19 protein-coding genes and 1 pseudogene are annotated in these 22,314 nt (G+C 43.5%); 8 read left to right on the plus strand and 12 right to left on the minus strand.

Annotation, left to right across the window (positions count from 1 at the left end; all coding sequences use genetic code 11):
- A complete protein-coding gene (locus tag HUK62_RS14155; protein ID WP_176538177.1) occupies positions 1 to 705 on the plus strand; it encodes a GntR family transcriptional regulator in 705 nt (234 codons plus the stop codon).
- A 68-nt stretch (positions 706 to 773) separates the two neighbouring features.
- Here HUK62_RS14155 and lysM read toward each other — a convergent pair whose 3' ends face one another.
- The 6 genes from lysM to HUK62_RS14185 form a co-directional block, all read right to left on the minus strand.
- Entirely contained in the window at positions 774 to 1,247 is a 474-nt protein-coding gene (gene lysM, locus HUK62_RS14160; protein ID WP_004982938.1) for a peptidoglycan-binding protein LysM, read from the minus strand.
- 246 nt (positions 1,248 to 1,493) lie between these two features.
- Entirely contained in the window at positions 1,494 to 1,730 is a 237-nt protein-coding gene (acpP, locus tag HUK62_RS14165; RefSeq protein WP_004695351.1) for an acyl carrier protein, read from the minus strand.
- A gap of 86 nt (positions 1,731 to 1,816) precedes the next feature.
- Positions 1,817 to 2,551, minus strand: a complete 735-nt coding sequence (fabG, locus tag HUK62_RS14170) for a 3-oxoacyl-ACP reductase FabG (protein ID WP_176538178.1) — start codon at positions 2,549 to 2,551, stop codon at positions 1,817 to 1,819.
- On the minus strand, positions 2,548 to 3,534 hold the full coding sequence (fabD, locus tag HUK62_RS14175; RefSeq protein WP_062034056.1) for an ACP S-malonyltransferase: 987 nt from the start codon (positions 3,532 to 3,534) through the stop codon (positions 2,548 to 2,550). Before fabD ends, fabG begins: the two co-directional genes overlap by 4 nt.
- Before the next feature lie 176 nt (positions 3,535 to 3,710).
- Positions 3,711 to 3,893, minus strand: coding sequence for a 50S ribosomal protein L32 (gene rpmF / locus HUK62_RS14180; RefSeq protein WP_004695348.1), 183 nt, complete (start codon positions 3,891 to 3,893; stop codon positions 3,711 to 3,713).
- A gap of 76 nt (positions 3,894 to 3,969) precedes the next feature.
- Positions 3,970 to 4,527 (minus strand): YceD family protein, encoded by a 558-nt coding sequence (locus tag HUK62_RS14185; protein ID WP_004982945.1) that lies wholly within the window; start codon positions 4,525 to 4,527, stop codon positions 3,970 to 3,972.
- A 97-nt stretch (positions 4,528 to 4,624) separates the two neighbouring features.
- Here HUK62_RS14185 and HUK62_RS14190 point away from each other — a divergent pair, with 97 nt between their 5' ends.
- The 7 genes and pseudogenes from HUK62_RS14190 to rluB all read left to right on the plus strand — a co-directional run.
- Complete coding sequence (locus HUK62_RS14190) at positions 4,625 to 5,287, plus strand: elongation factor P hydroxylase (RefSeq protein ID WP_176538179.1); 663 nt, start codon at positions 4,625 to 4,627, stop codon at positions 5,285 to 5,287.
- An 85-nt stretch (positions 5,288 to 5,372) separates the two neighbouring features.
- Positions 5,373 to 5,990 carry an L-threonylcarbamoyladenylate synthase gene (locus tag HUK62_RS14195; protein WP_176538180.1) on the plus strand — a complete coding sequence of 206 codons (618 nt, stop codon included), beginning with the start codon at positions 5,373 to 5,375 and terminating at the stop codon, positions 5,988 to 5,990.
- Between the two features lie 54 nt (positions 5,991 to 6,044).
- On the plus strand, positions 6,045 to 6,311 hold the full coding sequence (locus HUK62_RS14200; RefSeq protein ID WP_062034054.1) for a hypothetical protein: 267 nt from the start codon (positions 6,045 to 6,047) through the stop codon (positions 6,309 to 6,311).
- 642 nt (positions 6,312 to 6,953) lie between these two features.
- Entirely contained in the window at positions 6,954 to 9,359 is a 2,406-nt protein-coding gene (locus tag HUK62_RS14205) for a sulfatase-like hydrolase/transferase (RefSeq protein WP_176538181.1), read from the plus strand.
- A 509-nt stretch (positions 9,360 to 9,868) separates the two neighbouring features.
- Positions 9,869 to 10,663 (plus strand): segregation/condensation protein A, encoded by a 795-nt coding sequence (locus HUK62_RS14210; protein ID WP_125280338.1) that lies wholly within the window; start codon positions 9,869 to 9,871, stop codon positions 10,661 to 10,663.
- Complete coding sequence (gene scpB / locus HUK62_RS14215; RefSeq protein WP_010327370.1) at positions 10,663 to 11,250, plus strand: SMC-Scp complex subunit ScpB; 588 nt, start codon at positions 10,663 to 10,665, stop codon at positions 11,248 to 11,250. Before HUK62_RS14210 ends, scpB begins: the two co-directional genes overlap by 1 nt.
- Before the next feature lie 41 nt (positions 11,251 to 11,291).
- Positions 11,292 to 12,143: pseudogene (rluB, locus tag HUK62_RS14220) on the plus strand (23S rRNA pseudouridine(2605) synthase RluB); the annotation flags it as partial.
- 419 nt (positions 12,144 to 12,562) lie between these two features.
- On the opposite strand, the gene HUK62_RS14225 reads toward rluB, so the two are convergent.
- The 6 genes from HUK62_RS14225 to HUK62_RS14250 are packed head-to-tail and all read right to left on the minus strand — an operon-like array spanning position 12,563 to position 22,056.
- Positions 12,563 to 14,293: an ABC transporter ATP-binding protein gene (locus HUK62_RS14225; protein WP_176538183.1), complete on the minus strand. Its 1,731-nt coding sequence runs from the start codon at positions 14,291 to 14,293 to the stop codon at positions 12,563 to 12,565.
- 10 nt (positions 14,294 to 14,303) lie between these two features.
- Entirely contained in the window at positions 14,304 to 15,449 is a 1,146-nt protein-coding gene (locus tag HUK62_RS14230; RefSeq protein ID WP_005400313.1) for an ABC transporter permease, read from the minus strand.
- A gap of 7 nt (positions 15,450 to 15,456) precedes the next feature.
- Positions 15,457 to 16,395 (minus strand): ABC transporter permease, encoded by a 939-nt coding sequence (locus HUK62_RS14235; protein ID WP_005400312.1) that lies wholly within the window; start codon positions 16,393 to 16,395, stop codon positions 15,457 to 15,459.
- Between the two features lie 11 nt (positions 16,396 to 16,406).
- Positions 16,407 to 18,422, minus strand: a complete 2,016-nt coding sequence (locus HUK62_RS14240) for a M3 family metallopeptidase (protein ID WP_176538184.1) — start codon at positions 18,420 to 18,422, stop codon at positions 16,407 to 16,409.
- Positions 18,423 to 18,446: 24 nt separating this feature from the next.
- Positions 18,447 to 20,255, minus strand: coding sequence for an ABC transporter substrate-binding protein (locus HUK62_RS14245; RefSeq protein WP_176538185.1), 1,809 nt, complete (start codon positions 20,253 to 20,255; stop codon positions 18,447 to 18,449).
- A 13-nt stretch (positions 20,256 to 20,268) separates the two neighbouring features.
- The gene (locus HUK62_RS14250) at positions 20,269 to 22,056 is read right to left on the minus strand and encodes an ABC transporter substrate-binding protein (protein WP_176538186.1); all 1,788 of its coding nucleotides are present in this window, start codon (positions 22,054 to 22,056) and stop codon (positions 20,269 to 20,271) included.
- Positions 22,057 to 22,314 lie beyond the last annotated feature (258 nt).

Raw genomic sequence — 22,314 nt, forward strand, 5'->3', positions numbered from 1 at the left:
ATGCCCAATATGACACGTGCAGGTTCAAGTTCAGACAATTTGTCTGAACTTGTTTACCAAAAAATTAAAAACGATATTTTTGATTTCAAATTGATGCCGGGTGAACGTTTTACCGAATCCGAAATCGCCTTGAACTATCAGGTCAGTCGTACGCCTGCGCGGCAGGCACTATATCGGTTGCAACAAGAAGGCTACGTAGAGGTAGCATTTCGTAGTGGCTGGACTGTCCGTCCGTTGAACTTACAATACTATGACGAGCTGTATGAGCTACGCATCATGATTGAGCAGTACGCAATTCGAAAGTTATGCAGCAGTGCATCTCAGCCATCGAAGGAAATAAAACACCTACACAAAATTTGGATGGTTGCACCTGAGCAGTATCTGTCAAGTTTAAAAGCCATGGCGAAAATTGATGAAGATTTTCACTGTGCATTGGTTCGTGCCATTGGCAATCAAGAAATGATCAAAATTCACCAAGAGGTCAGTGAAAAAATTCGCATTATTCGTCGCCTCGATTTTTCTAAAATGGATCGGATTGAAGCCACCTATACGGAGCATCAAGCCATTTTGAATTATATAGCACAGCAACAGACGGAGCTTGCCGTTGAAAAGATCAGTGCTCACATTCAACAAAGTCGAGATGAAGTAAAAAAAATTACCTTAGGTATGCTCAGTCAGCATGCTGTTGTGAAAGTAAGTCGCTAAGCACTCGATCAACATTCCACTCTCAAATAAAAAAGGCGCTTCATGCGCCTTTTCTTCAACCTTTGGACTTAAGCAGGAATACGTAGGACTTGGCCTGGAAAAATATCATCTGCATCTTTCAATAGCGGACGGTTGGCCTCAAAAATTTTATTATATTGGTTGGCATCACCATAAAATGCTTTGGAAATTTTCGATAAGTTATCCCCCGATTTAACCGTGTAGAACTTACTTTCAGGTTCAGGGCTAGCCACAGTGAGTTGATCATCGACTTGTGCCACATGGTCAATATTACCGACGGCTAAAACAATCTTTTCTTTATCGGCTTGAGTCTGAACTTGCCCTTTCACGGTCGCCAAATCCGTGGTGGAGTTATAGCTGACTGAAAGTCCCGTCACAGGTAAGCCCAATGCTTTGATATGACCCAATAACTTGTTAGCAATTTCTTGAGCAGATGGCTCTGCTGGTGTGCTTGGTGCAGCTTGAGGCTCGGCTGCTGCTGTGTTTTTCTTACCAATGCCTTTAACAAAATCAAAAAGACCCATGTGTATGCTCCATCTTGTTATATCAGTGTTGTTATATTGAATGCTCAAAAATGAGACACCCTTTTTTATACCCAAAAAAGACAACAGATTTGGTAGCGAATAGTCCTCTTAAGGTAAAGCTTTGTAAGTTACCCGAGTAAATAAAAGATTTTAAAGGTGAGTTAGGTGCTTTGCATTTTTTGAAAGGCATAAAAAAGCCACCCAACTGGGTGGCCTTTCCATTCAGCAAAGCTGAAACAATATGTATTAACCTAGTTTCTTAGAAACGTAGTCAATCGCAGATTGTACAGTTGTGATTTCGTTAGAATCTTCATCTGGGATTGTGATGTCAAAGTCGTTTTCGAAAGACATAACAAGCTCAACAAGGTCTAAAGAGTCAGCACCTAAGTCATCCATGAAAGATGCTTCGTTTTTGATTTCTTCAGCCTTAAGACCAAGTTGTTCTGCAACTGCTTGCTTGATGCGTTGTTCGATATCGCTCACAGGAATTCTCCTCATTGCTTGTGGCGTTTTTAATGCCGTTAGTTTAATTGAATCTTTAAAATTTTGAAAGTTTATCCATCAGCCAATTAGCTCATGTATAGACCACCATTTACATGCATTACCGTACCAGTAATGTAATTTGCTTTGTCTGATGCCAAGAAGCTCACCGCATTTGCAATATCTTGTGGATCACCTAAACGGTTCAAGGCCACTTGATCGCTCATTTTTTTAAGGATGTTTTCGCTTAATTGCTCAGTCATTTCTGTTGCAATAAAACCAGGCGCCACTGAGTTTACAGTGATTTGACGGCTGCCCATTTCTTTTGCAAGGCTACGGCTAAATGCTTCAATACCAGCTTTCGCTGCTGAATAGTTGGCCTGACCTGGGTTGGCAAAATGCGCAACCACAGAACTAATATTAATAATTCGTCCAAAACGTGCTTTGGTCATACCCTTTAAAACACGTTTCGACAAACGGTAAACTGCTTTTAAATGGATATTTAAAATGTCATCCCAGTCATCTTCTGACATACGAAGTAACAAATTATCTTTGGTAATCCCAGCATTGTTCACCAAAACCAACACAGGGCCATAGTTTTGTTCAATGTCAGTGACAAGCGCATCAATGGCAGCACCATCGCGAACATCGAGTACTTTACCTGCACCGTGTTCACCGAAGCTTACAGCCAGTTTTTCTGCACCTGACTCAGATGTCGCAGTACCCACAACAAAATAACCGTCTTGAATAAGTTGCTGAGCGATGGCAGCACCAATCCCTCGACTTGCACCTGTCACGAGTGCAATTTTGCGTTCCTGTGTCATGCAATTTTTCCTTCAGCCACTAAAATGGCATTTAGTGCATCTTCCAAGCGTGATTTACTATCGAGTGGAAATGCTTTTTCAATATTAGGTAGACGTTTTGCCAAGTTTGCCAAAACATTGCCTGGACCACACTCTGCAACATATTGGATCCCTTGATCCTGAATAAACTGCATGGTTTTGGTCCACTGTACAGACTCATATAACTGAGCTGTAAGTGCTTGACGGACTTGTGCTACATCTGTAGCAATTTCCGCGCCCACATTTTGTATTACAGGTATGCTAGGCAGCTCAATGGCAGTTTGTTCCAAAGCTTCTGCGAACTGTTCTGCAGCAGGCTTCATCAATGAACAATGCGATGGAACAGAAACTGGGAGTGCAATCGCTTTGCCGCTGTTTTCTTTGGCTAAAGCCATGACTGCTTCAACCGCTGCCTTTTCACCAGCAATCACCACTTGACCCTGAGCATTGTAGTTAGCCGCTTCAACTGAACCTTCAGCTTGACTCGAAACTTGTTGGCATAAAGCAACAACTTGCGCATCATCTAAACCTAAGATTGCTGCCATTGCACCCTTACCTTGAGGTACAGCACTTTGCATTAACTTACCACGCAAGTTTACCAGCTTGACTGCATCGCCTAAGCTTAGGCTTCCTGCTGCAACCAACGCACTGTATTCACCAAGTGAGTGTCCCGCCAAATACTTTGGTGCAACACCACCAAGTTCTAACCATACACGCCACAAAGCAATGCTGGCAGTTAACAATACCGGTTGGGTAAATTCAGTTTGGTCTAAACCTTCACCAGATTGTGCAATGTGCCACAAATCGAATCCAACCGCTTTAGAGGCTTCTGCAAATGTTGCTTCAACACTGGCAAATTGTTCTGCCAATTCAGCCAACATGCCAACCTTTTGTGAACCCTGACCGGGAAATACAAAAGCTGTTTTTGTTGCCTGAGCGACTTGATCAAGTTGTTTCGCAGACATAAAAAAGTCCTTTCTTGTCTTTGCTCTCGTTTATGGAGCGAAAATTTAACACTTAATTTAGGTCGATGTAATTGCCAAATACAACAAAAACAGCAGCGATAAAAATTCGACAACAAAAAAAGGGAGCTTTACGCTCCCCTTTTTTCGACTAAGCTTTAAGCTTAATGCTTCGACAATTATTCAGCAGATGCTTTAGCAAATAATTGACGACCACGGTAGATACCATCTTTAGATACATGGTGACGACGGTGAATCTCGCCAGTAGCTTGGTCTACAGTTAATGCATTCTCGGTTAAAGCGTCATGTGAACGGCGCATGTCACGGCGAGAGCGACTTTTACGGTTTTGCTGAACGGCCATGATGGCTCCTTACAAATCGAAAAATATGGATCAGAACAAATTCAGTTGTCTTATACGGAAGAGTATAACACAAAAATTAGTTAAGTTTACCCTTCAAACTTGCCAAAACATCAAACGGATTATCCCGCTTTTCTTCAACAAGTTCTTCAACGGCTGGTTGGTGCTTATGTTCACAAGCGTCATGCTTAGCGGACAAAGGCATCAACAATAACAATTCATCTTCTATCAGAGACAGTAAATCAGCCGTCGCAGGCGCATCATAGCTACCTTTTGTCGTTGCTTCACTTTCACCTAAGACGATGAAATCAGCATCCTCATCCAAGCGCTCTATCAGTGACTCATCATCCACTAGAGCTAGATGAAAATCTGAAACGAGTTCAATGTTTACCGTGCCTAAACAGCGCTGGCATTCCATTGGAACGTTCGTTTCAACGTGACCATCTAGCCATACAATACGATGATACGCATCCATTGATAGCTTACAGTCTATGTTAATCAATTGATCATCAATTGATCCAACAGCTTCACGGGCTATACGAGCAAAGCGAGACAATGGCAGTGTTCCTGACCATGTAAAGCCTTGTTCGGCCCATTTAAACGGCTCAATCTGTGCCGGAAAGGTATTTGCTGACATAATTAAGGCGGCAATTCTACAAATTCATCAGTACTCTGTCAAAGATTAAGATACAATTTTGTACTTATTTAGACAGACCATTTGGGTAACTTAAGTCATGCATCTGTTGCAGCCGCAAACAGAAGTGAGTATTTCATCACTTGTGAGCACAATTTCAACTGTCGATTCTGACATTTCAAACCGCCAAGTGCAACTCTCGATGTGGGAGAATTTGTGTACAGAAGCAGAACAAGTTGATTGGCTCATCTTACACTTTAATCGTTGGTTTTCCCACCTGAATGTCAACTTGGTTAAAGGTGACTTTGAACCTGAATATTTTCCCGCTATAGACAGCACCCCTGCACGTATCCAATTTGCCCATGGTTTTTTTAATAGTGCCTTGCATGAAATCAGCCATTGGAGCATTGCGGGAGACCAACGCCGTCTACTCCCCGACTTAGGCTACTGGTATGCACCCGATGGTCGCACAGCGGAACAACAAGCTTTATTTGAACAGGTTGAAATTAAACCGCAAGCCATTGAATGGTTATTTGCCACAGCTTTTGGTCGGAAGTTCCGTGTTTCCTTAGACAATCTGACTGGTGAAGGTGGTGACGGCAACCGCTTCAAAGACCATGTTTTCGCTCAAGTTCAGGCTTATTTTTCAGGCCAAGCTCAATTACCACGCGATGCGAAACACTTCATTGACTGTATTTGCCTATGTACTCGTGCTGGCAAAACATTACAGAGCGATGAATTTCAAAGAGAAATGCTCGACTAAATTTAACCCGATTCACATTTTGGCCATTGAACATCACCTAGATAAAGCGCGATAATGTTGAAAAAACCATCAGGAGATAAAAACGATGCTTCATTTAAGAGTCCATCCTGATAACCCTCAAGCACGCTCAATCAGCCAAGCAGTAGAACGGATTCGCGCAGGCGATGTGGTGGTGTACCCGACCGATGCCGCTTATGCCATTGGCTGCCAGATTGGGAATAAAAATGCCATGGAGCGGATTGCTCAAATTCGCGGCCTTGGGGCCAAACATCAATATGCCATCATTTGCGCGGATCTTTCCGATATTGCCACTTATGCCAAAGTGGACAATGCTATGTATCGTTTACTGAAAAACAATACACCAGCCGTGACCACGTTCATTTTGCCTGCAACCAGTGAAGTGCCTAAACGCTTGATGCATCCGAAGAAAAAAACCATTGGTCTACGTATTCCAAGTAACCCTGTGTGCCAAATGTTACTCAAAGAGTTAGGTGAGCCGCTACTAACCAGTACCTTAATCCTGCCGAATCAGGAAGAGCCACTAGATGATCCCTATGACATCGAAATGCAACTGTCAAAACGAATTGATGTGTTTATCGACAACGGGCTGGGCACATTAAGCACCACTAGTATTGTCGACTTATCAGGTGATCACCCTGAAGTGATCCGCCGTGGGCTTGGCGATGTCAGCGCATTTGAATGATGCGCTACATTTATTCGCTAGTGAAACTGAATCTCACATTCTCAAGAGATCAACATGACGCTGTTTATGGTTTTGCTCAATCTGGATCAATTTCCCGAGCAACATAATTTATATGTGCAGCGTCCTTGGACGCTTGAGTCCGAGACCTTGGTGCAACGCCATAGCTCAATCAACTGCAATATGCAAAAAGACAATCTGTACAGCTATTTTCTCTCGATCGCGACCATCCAACAATACTTTAAATATCTTGAACCCAAAAATCTCTGCCTACAAGATAGCTGTCAGCGCATCATTGAATTTGCGCTACAAGCACCTGAATAAATCTTGAATGAATATTTTCCGTCGCGTCAGCTGATCCATTTCTGCAGACTTTAGACGCATTTTTCTTCCCTACGCGTTCAAATAAATCCACGCATCCATAACAATAAAGTACCTAATCTATGCAGCTTCAGTGTTCACAACCACTGTTATCGCAAATAACCATCTTCATTTTAAAGTGCGGAAAAAACAGCCAAGTCCATTCTTTTGAGTGGTTCATCCTCTGAAGCAGTTTGATACTGTACAGCCAGAACATTAAACGTACTTCACCGTGCATTGACGATGGATCGTCATGGGTATGAAAAACAGCTACAGCATAATCAAATCAATAAGGACAAAAAATGTCGAAGCAATGGAATACAACAATATTAGGCCTATTTGCGGTTTCAACCACTCCAATGCATTCTAGCCAATCCATCGCATTCAGCTTCCAACTATTCAGGTTTCCTCCAAACGCGATCTCTGCTTCGTTTAAATCAAGCCTGTAACAGGCTATATGAGATGAGAGCCTCATGTGTGAAGCTACAACTCAATCGAAATCCCCAAACATCTAAACCTTTTTATTCCGTAGGTCTTTTCCCTACTCAGCATTTTTGCGCATTTTTTCAACACCACAGCAAGGAAACTTTTAATAAGGGATTGTATATGAACAAAAATAGATCATTAAGCTCCAAACCACTGACACGTGTCCTCACCTTGGTCGCAGCCATTACAGCATCGCATGCCGCTTTAGCAGCTCCCGAAGCCCAAAGTAGCACACCTCAAGCCTCAAACCAGACAGGCTTGGTTTTGCCCCAACCTACACCCGAATTTAAAGGGGTGATTAAAGAAACCTTTGAGGGCTCTAAACAAGATTTTCCTCAACCTGTAAAAGCACCCAAAGGTGCCCCTAACGTGGTGGTAATTTTGTTAGACGACTTAGGCTTTGGGCAAGCTGGCACCTTTGGTGGGCCTGTACCGACACCTGAAATGGATGAACTTGCAGATGATGGTGTGATTTTCAATCGTTTCCATACTACAGGGATTAGTTCTCCAACACGTGCAGCTCTTTTAACTGGACAAAACCCACATCAAGTTGGAGCGGGAACCATCACCGAACTTTCAACGGGTTATCCGGGATATAACACAATATGGCCCAAGGAAAGTGCCAGTGTCGCTAGAATCCTTAAAGACAATGGCTATGCCACTGCGGCATTTGGTAAATGGCACAACACCCCTGACTGGGAAACATCTCCAGTTGGGCCTTTTGAACGCTGGCCAACAGGTCTCGGTTTCGAATATTTTTATGGCTTCTTTGGTGGTGAATCGAGCCAATGGGAACCGCAGCTGATCCGCGGAGTAACACCCGTTGAACCAACTAAACGACCAGAGCAAGGCTATAACCTGAATGTTGACTTGGTCAATGATGCAATTGGTTGGATCAATCGTCAAGGCTCAGTCTCTCCAGATAAACCGTATTTTGTCTATATGGCACCCGGTGCCGTCCATGCACCACTGCATGTCAATCAAGAATGGATTGATAAGTTTCAAGGCCAGTTCAACCAAGGTTGGGACAAAGTCCGTGAAGAAACCTTGGCCCGTCAGAAGAAATTAGGCATTGTTCCTAAAAATACCGACTTGATGCCTCGCCCAGACAGTATTCAAGCTTGGGCTGCTCTGAGTGCAGATGAGAAGCGCTTGTTTGCAAAACATCAAGAAGTCTTTGCAGGTTTCCTCGCACAAACAGATCATGAAATGGGACGTTTGATTAAAGCCATCAAGAAACTTCCTGATGCAGACAATACCCTCATTATTTTTATTGCGGGGGATAATGGTGCCAGTGCTGAAGGGACGTTAACGGGTACTATCAATAACCTAATGACTCAAAATGGTTTTCCAGATACTGTTGAAAATCAATTAAAACATATTGATGAAATTGGCGGACCTAAACACGAAAACCAATATCCTGTCGGTTGGGCATGGGCTGGCTCGTCTCCATTTCAATGGATGAAACGCGTCCCTTCTCACTTCGGAGGAACACGCAATGGCATGATCGTTTCTTGGCCTGCAAAAATTAGAGCCACGCATGCGATCCATAACCAATTCCATCATGTCTCCGACATCACCTCAACCATTTTAGAAGCAGCCAATATTCCGCAGCCCAACTTAGTAGATGGTGTAAAGCAAACGCCAATGTCTGGCATTAGCATGGCATACAGTTTCAATGATGCAAAAGCCAAAGATCAGCGTCATACCCAATACTTTGAAACGGGTGGACATAGAGCCATCTATCAAGACGGTTGGGTTGCCTCATCCTTCCATGGCGTACCGTGGAAGCTCAGTGGCTCTTTAGGCTTTAAAGATAGTCCGTGGGAACTATACAATATCAAACAGGACTTTTCCCAAGCGCATGACCTAGCAGCCAAAGAGCCTCAACGCTTAGCAGAAATGCAGAAACTGTTCGACCAAGAAGCAGGCAAATATGGCGTTTATCCGTTAGATGACCGTTTTGTGGAACGTGCTTTTAATCCAGAACGGCCTTCTTCAGTTCGTGGCCGAAAGCAATTCACCTATTCAGCAGGAACCACGCGTCTGCCTGAAGGCAGTGCACCAACCATGTATCAGCGCTCGCATAGTATTAAGGCTGACATTGTCATTCCTAAAAGCGGTGCCAATGGTGTAATTGTGGCTGAAGGTGGTTCAGGTGGTGGCTTCTCGTTGTATTTGGAAAATGGCATACCTGTGTACGAATACAACTTCTTTGCCCAATCGTATTATCGGATTGCTTCCACCAAAGCATTAGCACCGGGTAAACACAGCATCGTTGTAGATTATCAACAGACTCCGCGTGAAGGACGACATGGTATTGGCGGACCTGTGACGATCAGCGTCAATGGCGATACGGTTGCTCAAGGTCAGGTTGAAAAAGTGGTTCCTTATCGTTTTTCAGCAACTGAAACCTTTGACATCGGGATGGACTTAGGCTCAACCGTTTCACCGCGCTACAATGAAAAAGCGCCGTACCCATTCACAGGTCAAATCGATACCGTCACAATCGATTTAAAAGACTAAATATTTTTAAACACGATGATCTGAGATTGATCAATACCCCAAAATTTGAGACTTCAAAGTCTCTGAAGTTGGAGCAGCGCTGAAATACTTTCTTCGTATTTCAGCGCTATTCTTTAAGGTATTCATCCAATGCCTATTTTGTAGGCTGCTTTTGAGGTTCATAATGCCGCACTATGCAGTCTCATCTAGCTACTTACAATAAATCGATTATTTTTCAAACCACAGGACTAGGCCCTAAGTACATCATGTTCTCTCAAACCCAACCCATTTCTGCAAATTTAGCTACGACATCAGCGCATAAAAAGCATCACACAAATAAATACTCTCTATTTATTTACAGCTTTTTTTGTTATTTGGTCGGTGAAATCATGTATTCACGCCGCAATTTGTTTTACACTAAGCCCTATTAAAATTATGTATTTTTTAAATCGCCTCTACTTTTTCTCCTTAAGTACTGATTCGAAAAAACATAATCATGCCTTTGAAAATTCGCGTGGCCAATAACTGTAATGAATCAATCCGTCCATAATGCCATGGAAGATCTTCCACAAATCCGTGTTATGGATGAGTGGCATGACTCCATCCCCGAGGATTTATATATTCCTCCAGCTGCATTTGAAATTCTTTTAGAGCATTTTGAAGGACCACTCGACTTTCTGATTTACCTGATTCAAAAAAACGGCTTCGACTTATTACAGTTAGATATTGCCCCGATTGCAGCGCAATACCTGTCTTATATGGATGCCATGAAGTCGCTTAACATTGAGCTGACAGCAGACTATATGGTGATGGCCGCGTTATTGGCTGACTTAAAGTCACGTTTGCTGTTGCCAAAAGCACCCAATGCAATCCAAATTGAAAAAGACCCAAAACAAGAGCTGATCGACCGTTTAGAAACTTATCTCCGTATTAAACAAGCGGCTGAACGCTTAGGGCAAATGCCTATATTAGAGCGAGACACCTTCTCAACCAATGTCAGCTTAGGCCAAACTCTAGACAATAATGACGGTCATAATGTGCAACAGCTGCGTGATGCACTGTTCTGCGTGTTTAACCGACCTGAGCCAATCACCCACCAAATTGCACAAGAACCTGTTTTACTTGAAGAGCGCATGGCTTTTATTGAAAGCAAAGTCGCTTCAGGTGAAGTTTTAGTTTTTGAATCTTTGCTGCGCCCCATCCAAGGTCGCATGGGCATGGTCGTGACGTTTATGGCCATTTTAGAGTTAACCCGTCAGCAACGTATTCAAATTGTGAGTTCAGGTGTTGAAGCACCGCTTTCGATACAAGGAGTCAAAAAATAATGTTAGAACAAACCGCTCCTGTAACGAACGAAGATAACTTACATGAAGTACTGATGCAGTTAGAAGCAATTATTTTTGCCAGTGATGCGCCTGTTTCACTTGCACGATTGAAAGAATCGTTCCAAAATCAATATAGCAAACAAGATTTACGCCAGTTTTTACAACAACTTGCCATGCTACAACATGGCCGTTCGATTGAACTGATTGAAACTGCTCAAGGTTTTCGTTTTCAGGTTCGAGCAAAATACCGTCAAATCGTTGCACAAACGTGGCCAGAGCGACCAACTCGTCTCTCGCCATCGCTACTCGAAATGTTGGCCGTGGTTGCCTATCATCAACCCGTCACTCGAGCAGATATAGAACAAATTCGAGGAGTCTCAAATAACAGTCAACTGTTACGAACGTTATTTGATTGGAACTGGATTAAAGAATCTGGTTTTCGTGAACTCCCAGGAAGACCTGCGTTGTTAGTTACGACGCCCCAATTTTTAAATGCATTTGGCCTAAATTCTTTAGGTCAGTTGCCTCCCCTGCAGGATGCCAAGGAAGCTTTTATGGCGCTCGATGCGAATGCACCGAAGTCGTAAATAGGTGAACTGTTGATGATAATTTCTAAGGTTATGCTGTCATGAGTGAAAAGTTGCAAAAGGTACTCGCACGAGTTGGTTTGGGTTCTCGCCGTTATATGGAAGAAGTGATTGCCGCTGGTCGTGTGAGTGTCAACGGCCAAGTTGCCCAAGTAGGCGAACGTATTGAACCAGGTGATGAGCTTCGCATCGATGGTCGTAAAGTATCGTTCCAAATTGAAGATGAAATTCGTCGTCGTGTTCTGATTTACTATAAACCAGAAGGCGAAATTTGTTCACGTAGTGATCCTGAGTCACGTCCAACTGTATTTGAGCAATTGCCTGCAATCGCGAATGATCGCTGGGTAATGGTCGGTCGTCTAGATATTAACTCAACAGGTTTACTGTTATTTACAAACGATGGTGAGTTGGCGAATCGCCTGATGCACCCATCGAATGAAATCGAACGTGAATATGCTGTGCGTGTTATGGGTGAAGTAACCCCGCAAATTAAAAACAACATGCTCAAAGGTGTGGTGTTAGATGACGGCCCAGCGAAGTTTGAGTCATTCTCTGAAATTGGCGGTGAAGGGATTAACCGTTGGTTCCAAGTAGTGGTAAAAGAAGGTCGTAACCGCGAAGTACGTCGTATTTTTGAATCGCAAGGTTTAAAAGTCAGCCGTCTACTACGTACACGTTATGGCACAGTTATTTTACCGCGCGAACTACGTACGGGTCGTTGGATGGAGTTGGACAAAAACGACATCGACAACTTAACCAAAGCGGTTGAGCTAAAACCACGTCAAGGCACGGGTTTGTACGGCATGGCAAAACGTCGTACTGAACGTATGCAAGAAAAACCAATGGCTGCGCGTCGTGGTGGTTTCTTACGTCAACAGCGCCGTGACAATGAAGATGAAGGCCAACAACAAGCGAAGCCAGCTTTCAATCGTGAACGCCGTGAAAATCCAAATGGACATAGCCAACGTCGTCAGGACAATGCACAAACTGGTTATGGTCAACGTGAACCACGCCAAAACTCAGGCTATGCACAACGTGACAGCCGTCCAGAGAACTTTGGCAACAAAGGCACCTATGGTCAACGCGACGCGCGTGATGAAAATGCGCCACGTAAACCTTTTGGAAATAAAAGCTTTAAGAAGTTTTAATTTTTAAAGTCCAAATTTGAGCCACTTTCGAGTGGCTCTTTTTATATGTGTTTACGCTGCACAATAAGCTCCCTTTCTGCTCTAGATCAGAAAAAACTGCAAGCTCCTTATAAAAAATGCCCAACTTATTGAGCGTTTTTATTATTAAAACAACAGCCACCCATTCATGCCACACTTTGCGGGATAGCACTAAGCAAGCGCTTGGTATAGTCATGCTGTGGTGACTGGTACAAATCATCCGAATTGGCTATTTCCACCAAATCACCATGATTCAAAACCATGATTTGATCTGAAATATATTTCACTACAGACAAGTCATGTGAAATAAAGATATAACTCAGTCCAAATTCATCCTGTAAATCTTGCAGCAAATTCAGTACTTGGGCTTGTACCGAAACATCCAAGGCCGAAACAGACTCATCACAAATCAAAATCTCAGGTTTTAAGGTTAGGCAGCGCGCAATCGCAATACGTTGACGCTGTCCGCCTGAAAACTCATGTGGATAACGATAAAAAGCCTGTGCAGGTAAGCTCACGCGTTCCAACAAGTCCAAAGCCATCTGTTTGCGTTCACTATCATTCATCCCGATCCCATGTACCTGCATTGGTTCCATCAAAATCTGCCCGACGGTAAAACGTGGATTCAGTGATGCATAGGGATTTTGGAAAATGATTTGAATCTTACGTTGATACCGAGCAAACTCTTTTTCTGACATGGCTAAAATATCTTGACCTTCAAACAGCGCTTTTCCTCCTGTCGCTTCCTGTAAGCGCATCAGCAATAATCCGATGGTGGTTTTCCCCGAACCAGACTCACCCACCAAGCCCAAAGTCTTGCCTTTTGCCAGTTGAAAACTCACGCCTTTGACCGCTTGAAACTCCTCTTTGCCGAATAGTCCTTTACGACTATAAAATGACTTTTTAAGGTCATGCACATCTAAAATAATCGCTTCTTGGCCTGTTAAGCCACGAGATCTTTGTTGAAGTGACTCGACATCAACGCTATGCGTTTCAATATAGTCATCGCCCTTTTGTTGCATAAAGTCACTGATCATCGGCAAACGCATGGGACGTTTAGATAGTTGCGGACGGCAGTGCAACAACGCTTTGGTATAGACATCTTGAGGACGTTCAAGTACATCTTTAACCCAGCCTTGTTCACGAATTTTCCCCTGCCGCATCACGATTACCTGATCGGCAATTTCCCCGACCAAAGCCAAATCATGGGTAATAAACAGCATCGACATTTGATGCTTCTTCCGCAAAGACTCCAACAAATCTAAAATTTGCTTTTGAATGGTGACATCCAGCGCTGTTGTCGGTTCATCAGCAATCAATAGTTTGGGTTTACACGCAATTGCCATAGCAATCATGACGCGCTGCTGCTGCCCACCCGACAACTGCCCCGGATAAGCATCAATCTTGGTTTCAGGAGATGGAATCCCAACTTCTATCAAGAGTTCCAAAGCACGTGCACGCGCCTGCTTACGACTCATGCCCAAGTGTAACTGCAAAATTTCTGCAATTTGTGAACCTACCGTAAACACAGGATTCAGTGATGACATCGGCTCTTGAAAAATCATGGCAATATCTTTACCGCACTTTTTCCGCATTTCACGGCGTGGTAAATCGAGTAGGTTTTGTCCCTCAAACAGAATTTTACTGTCCGAAGCAATTTGACTGCTTTCTGTAGATAATAGCCCCATGGTTGCTAGCGATGTGACCGATTTACCACTGCCAGACTCCCCGACTAAAGCCACAGTGGCATTCACTGGAATACTAAAACTAATGCCTTTGACTGTTTCAATGTACTGCTTTTCTTCATTTTTAAAGCTGACACGCAAGTTTTCCACCTGAAGTAAGACTGGCGCTGTCATATGATTGAGTTCAGACATTCTCATACTCCTATTTCAGTTTCGGGTCTAATGCATCTCGCAATGCATCGGTAAACATTGAAAATGCAGTGACCAGAACCGCCATTGCCACAGAAGCAGCCGCTAACTGCCACCACTTACCTAAAATCAGTTCACTTTGCGCTTCATTCAACATGCTGCCCCATGACACCACACCAACAGGGACACCAAAACCTAGGAAGCTCAAAATCACTTCTGACTTAATAAAGGCCACCACTAAAATTGACATTTGAACCAGTGCAATATGACTGACATTGGGAAATATATGCACAAAAATACGTCGGCTATGACTCACCCCAATTGCTTTTGCCGCCAACACATATTCCCGCGAAGTATGCTTCATATATTCGGCACGAATTAAACGATATACCCCCGTCCACCCCGTTAAACCCAAAATCAAAACAATGGATAAAACACCTTTTTGTTGCAGTACTGCGGCAATAGCTAGCACCAAAAGCAAATAAGGAATCGAGGTAAAAATGTTATAAAACCAATTCAAGACATCATCGACCCAGCCACCAAAGTAGCCCGAAATGGCACCTAAAACCGTGCCAATCACCACAGCAAGAAAAGCTGCGACTAAGCCAACAATAATTGATGTTTCTGCACCTTTAATGGTTTTCAGTAAAACACTTTGTCCCCATTTGTCGGCACCTAAAATCAGGCTTTGCTTAAGTTCCGCTTGCTGATCTAGTAAATGACCATCTAGCGCTTGATCAATCGCTCTCATATCTTCGGCTAAAGGATCAACAACCCCATAGTAATCAATTGCCCCCCCCACACCCTGTTCAGCAGCAATTTCTGTGTTGAGCTCACGAATCACATCTTTTAAAGGATCAACAGGGTTCTCAGGCACAGCCGCTTCGACTTTTCGTGTTTCACTTTGCGTAGCAGGTATCGCTGCTGCACCGATAAACGTAGGCGGTGCATAACTCACAGCGACTTCTTTATTCCAGTTTTTTGCAATCAATCCTGTAGATGACAAAATTAACAGCACCAAATAAAACAGTACGATTAGGAGAGAAAACATGGCGATTCGATCGCGTTTTAAGCGGCGCATGGCGAGTTGCCATAGTCCTGTAGACGCTGTTGTAGGTTCAGCAGTATCTGGTTTTCTTTTAGTAAGAACACTGAGCATAATTCACCTACTTCAACTGTACACGTGGATCGACCCATTTATAAATCAAATCGGCAATCAAGTTGAAAAACATCGTTGCGAGGGCAACGTACACGGTAATGGCTTTAATTACGGGAAAATCACTACGCTCTACCGCAATAATTACTTCACGACCAATGCCCGGGATACCAAAGAAACGCTCAATCAAAAATGCACCAATCAACAAAGCAGGTAAACTTGCCATCACGTCTGTAATAATCGGGATTGAGGCATTACGTAGCACATGCACGCCTAAAATGCGCCGTTCACCAATCCCTTTGGCACGTGCAGTACGAACATAGTCTTGATTGACTTCATCCAAAACAAAACTACGATACAACCGTAAAGTCGGGGCAATACTGACCACTAACATTATCAGAATGGGCAATAAAGCATATTTAAACAGGTTCACACTAAAGCTATCGCTCCAGCCTTGTACTGGAAACCAGCTCAGCTGATAGGCAAAGACATACTGAAAAACAATGATATACACCAAGATACTGATCGACATGCCAATCGTACACAGCATCATCACCATACGATCTGTTAAACTGCCGCGCACGGCTGCCACCGCCAAAGCCAACACAATAGAAATAATGGTTTGTAAGATCGTCAGTGGAATGAGCAAAGTGAGTGAAGGCCCGAGTCGTGTCGTGATGATTTGCGATACTGACTCCCCTGTACTCCAACTTAACCCATAATCAAAAGTCAAAATCTGCTTAATGAAAATCCACAGTTGCACATAATAGGGCTGATCGACCCCAAGCTGCTGTCGGATATTTTCAATTTGTTCAGGGTTCGACATTTTCCCTGCCAAAATATAGGCAGGGTCGCCACCAACCCAGTTAAACAAGAAGAAAATCAGCAACACCACTCCAAGCATGGTCGGGATCATTTGCCAAATTCGACGAATAATATATGCCAGCATAAAAATGCCCCTTATTTCACCCGTTGACCGGTAATTTCATCGAAAAAGGCTTTGTTATCAGGCTCACGACCCAAAAAGTCTTTGACCAATGCTTTGGCAGGTTTTTGACCGCCTTGGGACAAAATGGTTTGACGATAGTGCTGTCCCACTTCAGGATTATTTAAGTTATCACCAAAGGCTGAGAGCATGTCCAACGCCATCACTTCTGACCACATATAGCCGTAATACCCGACTTGATAACCACCCATGATGTGACCAAACTGCCCTGGAAACTCGGTGGTTGGAACATAGCCCAAAGCCGTTGCGCCTTCCATTTTTTCCCAAACCTTTAAGGGCTGAACCTCTCGTGCATCACTGCCATGTAGCGCCATGTCATACTGCGCATACAACGTCTGACGAGCATAATGCAAACCACGCCCATAACTATGCACGGCATTGAGTTTGGCAATCAGCGCATCATCCACGCGTGGGCAGTCAGGTTTGCAGTAGTCTGCCACCTTTGACAAAGTCTCTTTGCCTCGTGCCCATTCCTCATACATTTGTGAAGGTGCTTCGACAAAGTCTCGCTCAACCGAAGTTCCAGACTGAGATGAAAAACGTGTGTTGGATAAAATGCCATGCAGCGCATGACCAAACTCATGTACAAAAGTTTCAAGTTCATCGCTATTTAAACCATTGCGGTTAAAGTTAGTCACCAGTGCTGAAATTGGTTTTCGCCCAGTTAAGCTACTGCCGCCATAAACACCCCATACAGCAGCATGTCCATATTTACCTTTACGTGGAAATTTATCCATATATAAGCCACCGAGCAGTTGCCCTGTTTTGGCATCGGTCACATCATAATATTCCACTTCATCTTGCCAAACCTCGACTTTTACAGGCTTAAACTTGATGCCATACAGGTTTTCAGAAATGGCAAATAGCCAGTCTTGAGAGGCTTGCGTTGGGAAATACTGACGCAGTTGTTCTTGGTCGACCTGATACTTGGCTTTGCGTAATTTTTCACTCCAATATGCTTCGCTCCAACGCTCAATACTGGCTAGCTCAACAGGGATATTCAAACTTTGCGCTTTAAACTCGCGTAGAGTTTGGACTTCCTTTTTCTCTAGGGGTGTCACGGTAGCATGTACATCTGCCAAAAATTTATTCACAGTTTCAGGGTTTTTCGCCATCCGGCTTTGCAGTACCCATTCGGCATAACTAGACTTACCAAACAGTTGTGCTAACTCATAACGTAAGTCCATGGCTTGCTTCAGCAGCGCTAAATTTTTCTCGCCACCACGTCGGGTAAATGCAATTTGATAACGCTTACGTGCGTCATCGTTGTCTGCCAACTCCATAAACGGACGATAATCGGGATACTCAAACCCTAACAGATAATTACCCTTGTCATTTTTCTTTAAGCCGTCGATATAACTTTGTGGCAGGCCTTTTAGCTCATCAGGGCTAAATTCGAGTTTTTCAGGATTATCACGGACATTACGCGCATACTCTTGTTCAATTTTTGCTAGTTCATCAAAAATCGCTTTTAAGCGTGCTTGTTTATCTGCTGAAAGCTGTATCCCTGTTTTTTCAAAACCATCCAAAATATCTTCACGGAACTTGGCTTCAATTGGATCCGCAATTTTAACTTTCTTAATTTGTTGGTATAGCTTTGGATTTTGATAAACATCGGTTTGGAATTGGCTAATTTTAATTTCACAGTCTTCAGCCGTTTTACGCAGTGCCTCATCAGGGTCAACATTGCTATACAGACCAATCGGGCCGTAAAAATCTTCAAATGATGCAAAAATACGATCCCATTCAGCCAATACAGGTGCTGCCGCGGTTTCGTTTTTAAGGGGCTTATTTTCAAACGCTTTGAGTTGCTTTTTCACATCCGCAATTTTGGCATTACACAGCGCAGGGATATCTTTGGCTTGAAAGCTGGGCAAGGTTTGGCGCTGTGCTGTTTCAGCCAAAGCCATCTGACTCATCCCTAGGCCTAACATGCACAATGCAGTGACTTTAAAATTTTGCTTTTTCATCATGACTCCAGTTTTATTTAATTTCTATTTCTTCAAATCAATATCGATATACATCCACTCTGCGGGCAGTATGGGATGCTTTTTAAAACCAATCACCCGCGGTTGTGCCAAGATATTGCGGTAACGCGCGCCAATTACCTGTACAGGCATATACACTTCCAGCAGGCGTGACATTTTGGCGTAGATTGCATCGCGCTCTGGACTCGGGGTCATCTTCTGAGCTTGTTCATATAGGCGGTCATATTCAGGAATTTTGGCGCAGCCATTGTTGGTGATCTTGATGTTTTTGCCATAAAACAGCTGCATAAAGTTATCTGCATCTGGGTAGTCTGCAATCCATGCTGATGCTTTAAACATGGTTTTACATTGTTTTTCTAATTTCAAAGCCTCAGCAAAAGGCATCGACTTGGTGGTCATTCTGATTTTGATACTGTCTAAAGTTTTCTTCCAAAACTCGGCCTGTTGTTGACTGCGTAAATTATTGCCCGAAAGCGTCATCTCAATCACCAAAGGTTTGCCATTTGGCTGAGTACGCCAACCATCCGCAGCTACTGTATAGTGATAACGATCTAACAATAAATTTGCCGCTTTGACTGAATAAGGAATACTGCTTCGATAATTGGGGTCATAGCCCACCACACCACTTGGAATCGGCGCTTGCAGTTTTTGCGCATCACCTTTTTGTAAAATATTGATGTAGTTATCGGCTGAAAATGCCATCGCCATGGCACGGCGCAAGGCGATTTTATCTTTACTTAAGCCGCCGACCACTGGGTTTTGCATATTCCAATAATGATAGTCAATCGAAGGATCAGTGATCCGTGACAGCTGTACACCTTTCTTGACCAATTCCGGTTTTAGTTTTCCATCTTGCAAGGCTTGAACCGTCAACTCACCATCTAAGGCAAACAAATCCACTTCATCTTTAATAAAGGACAACCAGCGTGATTGTCCTTCTTCCATCACCTGAATATCAATCTCGCCAATTTGCGGCATTTTTTTGCCTTGCATGGCTTTGACGATCTTTTGGTCCTCAGGCGTACTGGCCTTAAAGTTCCAAACAAAACTTCGGAAATCAGGATTGGCCTTTAAAATGATCCGCGAACCCGGCGTCCAACGACTGAGCATATACGGCCCCGTTCCTATTGGATGCCCCATCACAAAACCCGCTTTGTCACGATATTTTTCGATGACTTCCCGTGCAACCGCGCCCGCAGGCTGATGTGCCAGCAGCATTGGAAAGTTCTGATCAGGGCTGGTCAGGCGAATAACTAAGGTATAACGGTCTGGTGTTTGTAAACCAGCGACAGATTGGTCGTAATTGAATTTTCCTGTTTTCTGCGCCTGTTTCAGCAAAGCCTCCATCCCTAAGATTCGCCCATCAAGCAGCCAACTGTTGGGTGAACGCAAGCTCGGATCCAGTAAGCGCTTAAAGGTATACACATAATCAGCTGAGGTCAGCTCACGCTTTTTACCTTTAAACACTGGGTCCGCAGCAAAATAAATCCCCTTTTGCAAACGAATGGTATAGGTCAATCCATCCGCGCTCACCTCGGGTAAAGCCGCAGCTGTTCGTGGTACCAATTTCGCAGGTGAGGCCAAATAATCATAGGTAAACAACGTTTCAAAAATCGAACCGTTGACATGCGCCGAGTACAAGTCATGCACGCCCGCAGGGTCAAAGCCTGTTTCAGCCACAGGAAAAACATAACGTAAAACTTTTTTCGGGTCGGCAGGGCTTTGTGCAAAACTGGAAACTGAACTACTCAGCAGAATACTGCCTACCCAAATCCCCAACCCCCATCGTTTCAATTTCTGATTTAGATCTTTCATTATTTTCTACATCTCAATTATTTTTTATGGGCTGAATATCCAAATACTGCCAGTTGGTGTTCATCATCGGATGTGCTTTAAAACCCTGAATCTGTGGATGTAACAACCAATTTCGAATGCGACTGTTATGAATAATCCATGGATTATCGGCTTCAATTTGACGACTGAGTTTTTCATAAAATGGCAAACGCTGAGGCGGTGGTAAGGCCATAGCCTGCGTATAAAGTGCATCATAGGCTTTGGACTGGTAGCAACTGAGATTGCCCTGAGCCGAATTGGGCCCATACAGCAGCTGGGCAAAGTTTTCCCCTTCAGGATAATCGGCAATCCAAGCCCCGCCCCAAATCATATATTTACATTGCATCGCTGCTTTTAAATTGTCAGCAAAGTTACTCACCACAAAGTCGGCACGCAGACCAATCGCATCTAAATTTTTCTTCCACAGTTCAGATTGAATCACGGAACTGGAACTGTTTTCAGTCATAAACTTGAGCGTTAAAGGCTGAGCATTCGGTAGTCGGCGGTAACCATCTCCTCCCTTCTTATAACCGAAACGATCCAGTAATTTATTCGCCAAAAGCGGGTTATAGGCCACACTACTCCGGTAGTTGGGATTAAAGCCTTGTACCCCCTCAGGCACTAACATCTCCGACTTCACCGCCTGCCCTTTATACAGTTGTTTAATGGCTTCTGCTTGGTTATAAGCCAGACTAATCGCACGTCTTAATGCAACTTTTTCAAGCCCAAAACCACCTACCGTAGGGTCTTGCATATTAAACATGGTATAGGTGATTTCAGCGTCTTTATTGGGAAAATGTTGAATGCCTTGCTTGACCAGTTCAGGTTTGAGTTGTTTGCCATTTAAAGCCTGCGGTACTGCATTGGAAGTCAGTTTGTCAAAATCGAGTTGTCCCGATTTGAACGCGAGCCAGCGAGACTGTTCTTCTTCAATAATACTGACGCTGACTTTGCCGATTTGTGGCATTTTTTTGCCTTGCATCTCCTTGACCAGACGGTTGTCCCAACTTGAACCTGTAGATTTAAAGTTCCATGTAAAACCACGATATTTCGGGTTGGCCACCAGTTCAATACGACTCCGCGGTACATATTTACTCAGTTGATAAGGCCCTGTCCCCACTGGATGCTGCGCAATTCGATCCCCATAAAACTCCACCACTTCCCGCGCTGTTCCACTAAATGTGGCATAAGCCAAGATATACGGGAAATTATAGTCAGGACGGGTTAATGTGATTTGTAGTGTGTATTTATCGAAGGCTTTTAAACCCGGAATCACGGCATCGTAATTAAACTGGCCTGTTTTCTTGGCTTGAGCAACAGCAGCATCGCCACCGACAATTTTGCCTTCAATAAATGAATAGGTCGGTGAGCGGTTTTTCGGATCCATAATCCGCATCATGGAATAAATATAATCCTGCGCCACCAACTCCCGCGGCTTGCCTTTGAAGGCCGCGTCATCGCTAAAATAAATATTGGGCTGAATTTTAAAGATATAGACTTTGCCCTCTTGTTCTATTTTTGGCATCGACACTGCTGTATTTGGAACCAATTGAGCGGGGCGTGCCAAATAATCGTATTTTAAAAGCGGTTCAAAAATGGCTTGGGCAATACTACCACTATAAAAATTATAGGTTTTAACCGTATCAAAACCATCATCAGGCGCTTCATAAGCGATATTTAATACTTTGTTGGGATCTGCAGGCGACTTTGCATAGGCAGAAAAGCCAAAGCCCATCGCAAGGGATAAAGCAGCAAGCTTCAGTTTTTTTGAATTCAAGTTCATACCTATACACATCTTTTTTTAAGCAAGGTGATCTCATGCCATCCATGTTCAATGTCAGTGTTTTATTTTTCAGACCACACTGACAAAAACTTAAAACATAAGCCCATGTTTTATAAATTAAATTTTAATTATCAAAATTTAAAAAACGGTCATGGGCAAATATTCACCTCTGCAACAAAGCGAATATCATGCCACGCCTATTTTTTCTAATTCCTTAGGATGTTGTACCATAAGTCGAAAAATGTTCCATCCAATTTA

It is taken from the genome of Acinetobacter sp. NEB 394 (assembly GCF_013374795.1).
Taxonomy (GTDB): domain Bacteria; phylum Pseudomonadota; class Gammaproteobacteria; order Pseudomonadales; family Moraxellaceae; genus Acinetobacter; species Acinetobacter johnsonii.

Excerpts from the sequence above, each read along its gene's own strand:
- HUK62_RS14190 (WP_176538179.1), top strand. The coding sequence starts at position 4,625 with ATGCATCTGTTGCAGCCGCAAACAGAAGTGAGTATTTCATCACTTGTG.
- HUK62_RS14250 (WP_176538186.1), bottom strand. The coding sequence starts at position 22,056 with ATGAACTTGAATTCAAAAAAACTGAAGCTTGCTGCTTTATCCCTTGCG.
- HUK62_RS14155 (WP_176538177.1), top strand. The coding sequence starts at position 1 with ATGCCCAATATGACACGTGCAGGTTCAAGTTCAGACAATTTGTCTGAA.
- rpmF (WP_004695348.1), bottom strand. The coding sequence starts at position 3,893 with ATGGCCGTTCAGCAAAACCGTAAAAGTCGCTCTCGCCGTGACATGCGC.
- HUK62_RS14195 (WP_176538180.1), top strand. The coding sequence starts at position 5,373 with ATGCTTCATTTAAGAGTCCATCCTGATAACCCTCAAGCACGCTCAATC.
- lysM (WP_004982938.1), bottom strand. The coding sequence starts at position 1,247 with ATGGGTCTTTTTGATTTTGTTAAAGGCATTGGTAAGAAAAACACAGCA.
- HUK62_RS14225 (WP_176538183.1), bottom strand. The coding sequence starts at position 14,293 with ATGTCTGAACTCAATCATATGACAGCGCCAGTCTTACTTCAGGTGGAA.
- HUK62_RS14235 (WP_005400312.1), bottom strand. The coding sequence starts at position 16,395 with ATGCTGGCATATATTATTCGTCGAATTTGGCAAATGATCCCGACCATG.
- HUK62_RS14230 (WP_005400313.1), bottom strand. The coding sequence starts at position 15,449 with ATGCTCAGTGTTCTTACTAAAAGAAAACCAGATACTGCTGAACCTACA.
- fabG (WP_176538178.1), bottom strand. The coding sequence starts at position 2,551 with ATGACACAGGAACGCAAAATTGCACTCGTGACAGGTGCAAGTCGAGGG.
- HUK62_RS14205 (WP_176538181.1), top strand. The coding sequence starts at position 6,954 with ATGAACAAAAATAGATCATTAAGCTCCAAACCACTGACACGTGTCCTC.
- HUK62_RS14210 (WP_125280338.1), top strand. The coding sequence starts at position 9,869 with ATGAATCAATCCGTCCATAATGCCATGGAAGATCTTCCACAAATCCGT.
- HUK62_RS14240 (WP_176538184.1), bottom strand. The coding sequence starts at position 18,422 with ATGAAAAAGCAAAATTTTAAAGTCACTGCATTGTGCATGTTAGGCCTA.
- scpB (WP_010327370.1), top strand. The coding sequence starts at position 10,663 with ATGTTAGAACAAACCGCTCCTGTAACGAACGAAGATAACTTACATGAA.
- HUK62_RS14245 (WP_176538185.1), bottom strand. The coding sequence starts at position 20,255 with ATGAAAGATCTAAATCAGAAATTGAAACGATGGGGGTTGGGGATTTGG.
- fabD (WP_062034056.1), bottom strand. The coding sequence starts at position 3,534 with ATGTCTGCGAAACAACTTGATCAAGTCGCTCAGGCAACAAAAACAGCT.
- HUK62_RS14185 (WP_004982945.1), bottom strand. The coding sequence starts at position 4,527 with ATGTCAGCAAATACCTTTCCGGCACAGATTGAGCCGTTTAAATGGGCC.
- HUK62_RS14200 (WP_062034054.1), top strand. The coding sequence starts at position 6,045 with ATGACGCTGTTTATGGTTTTGCTCAATCTGGATCAATTTCCCGAGCAA.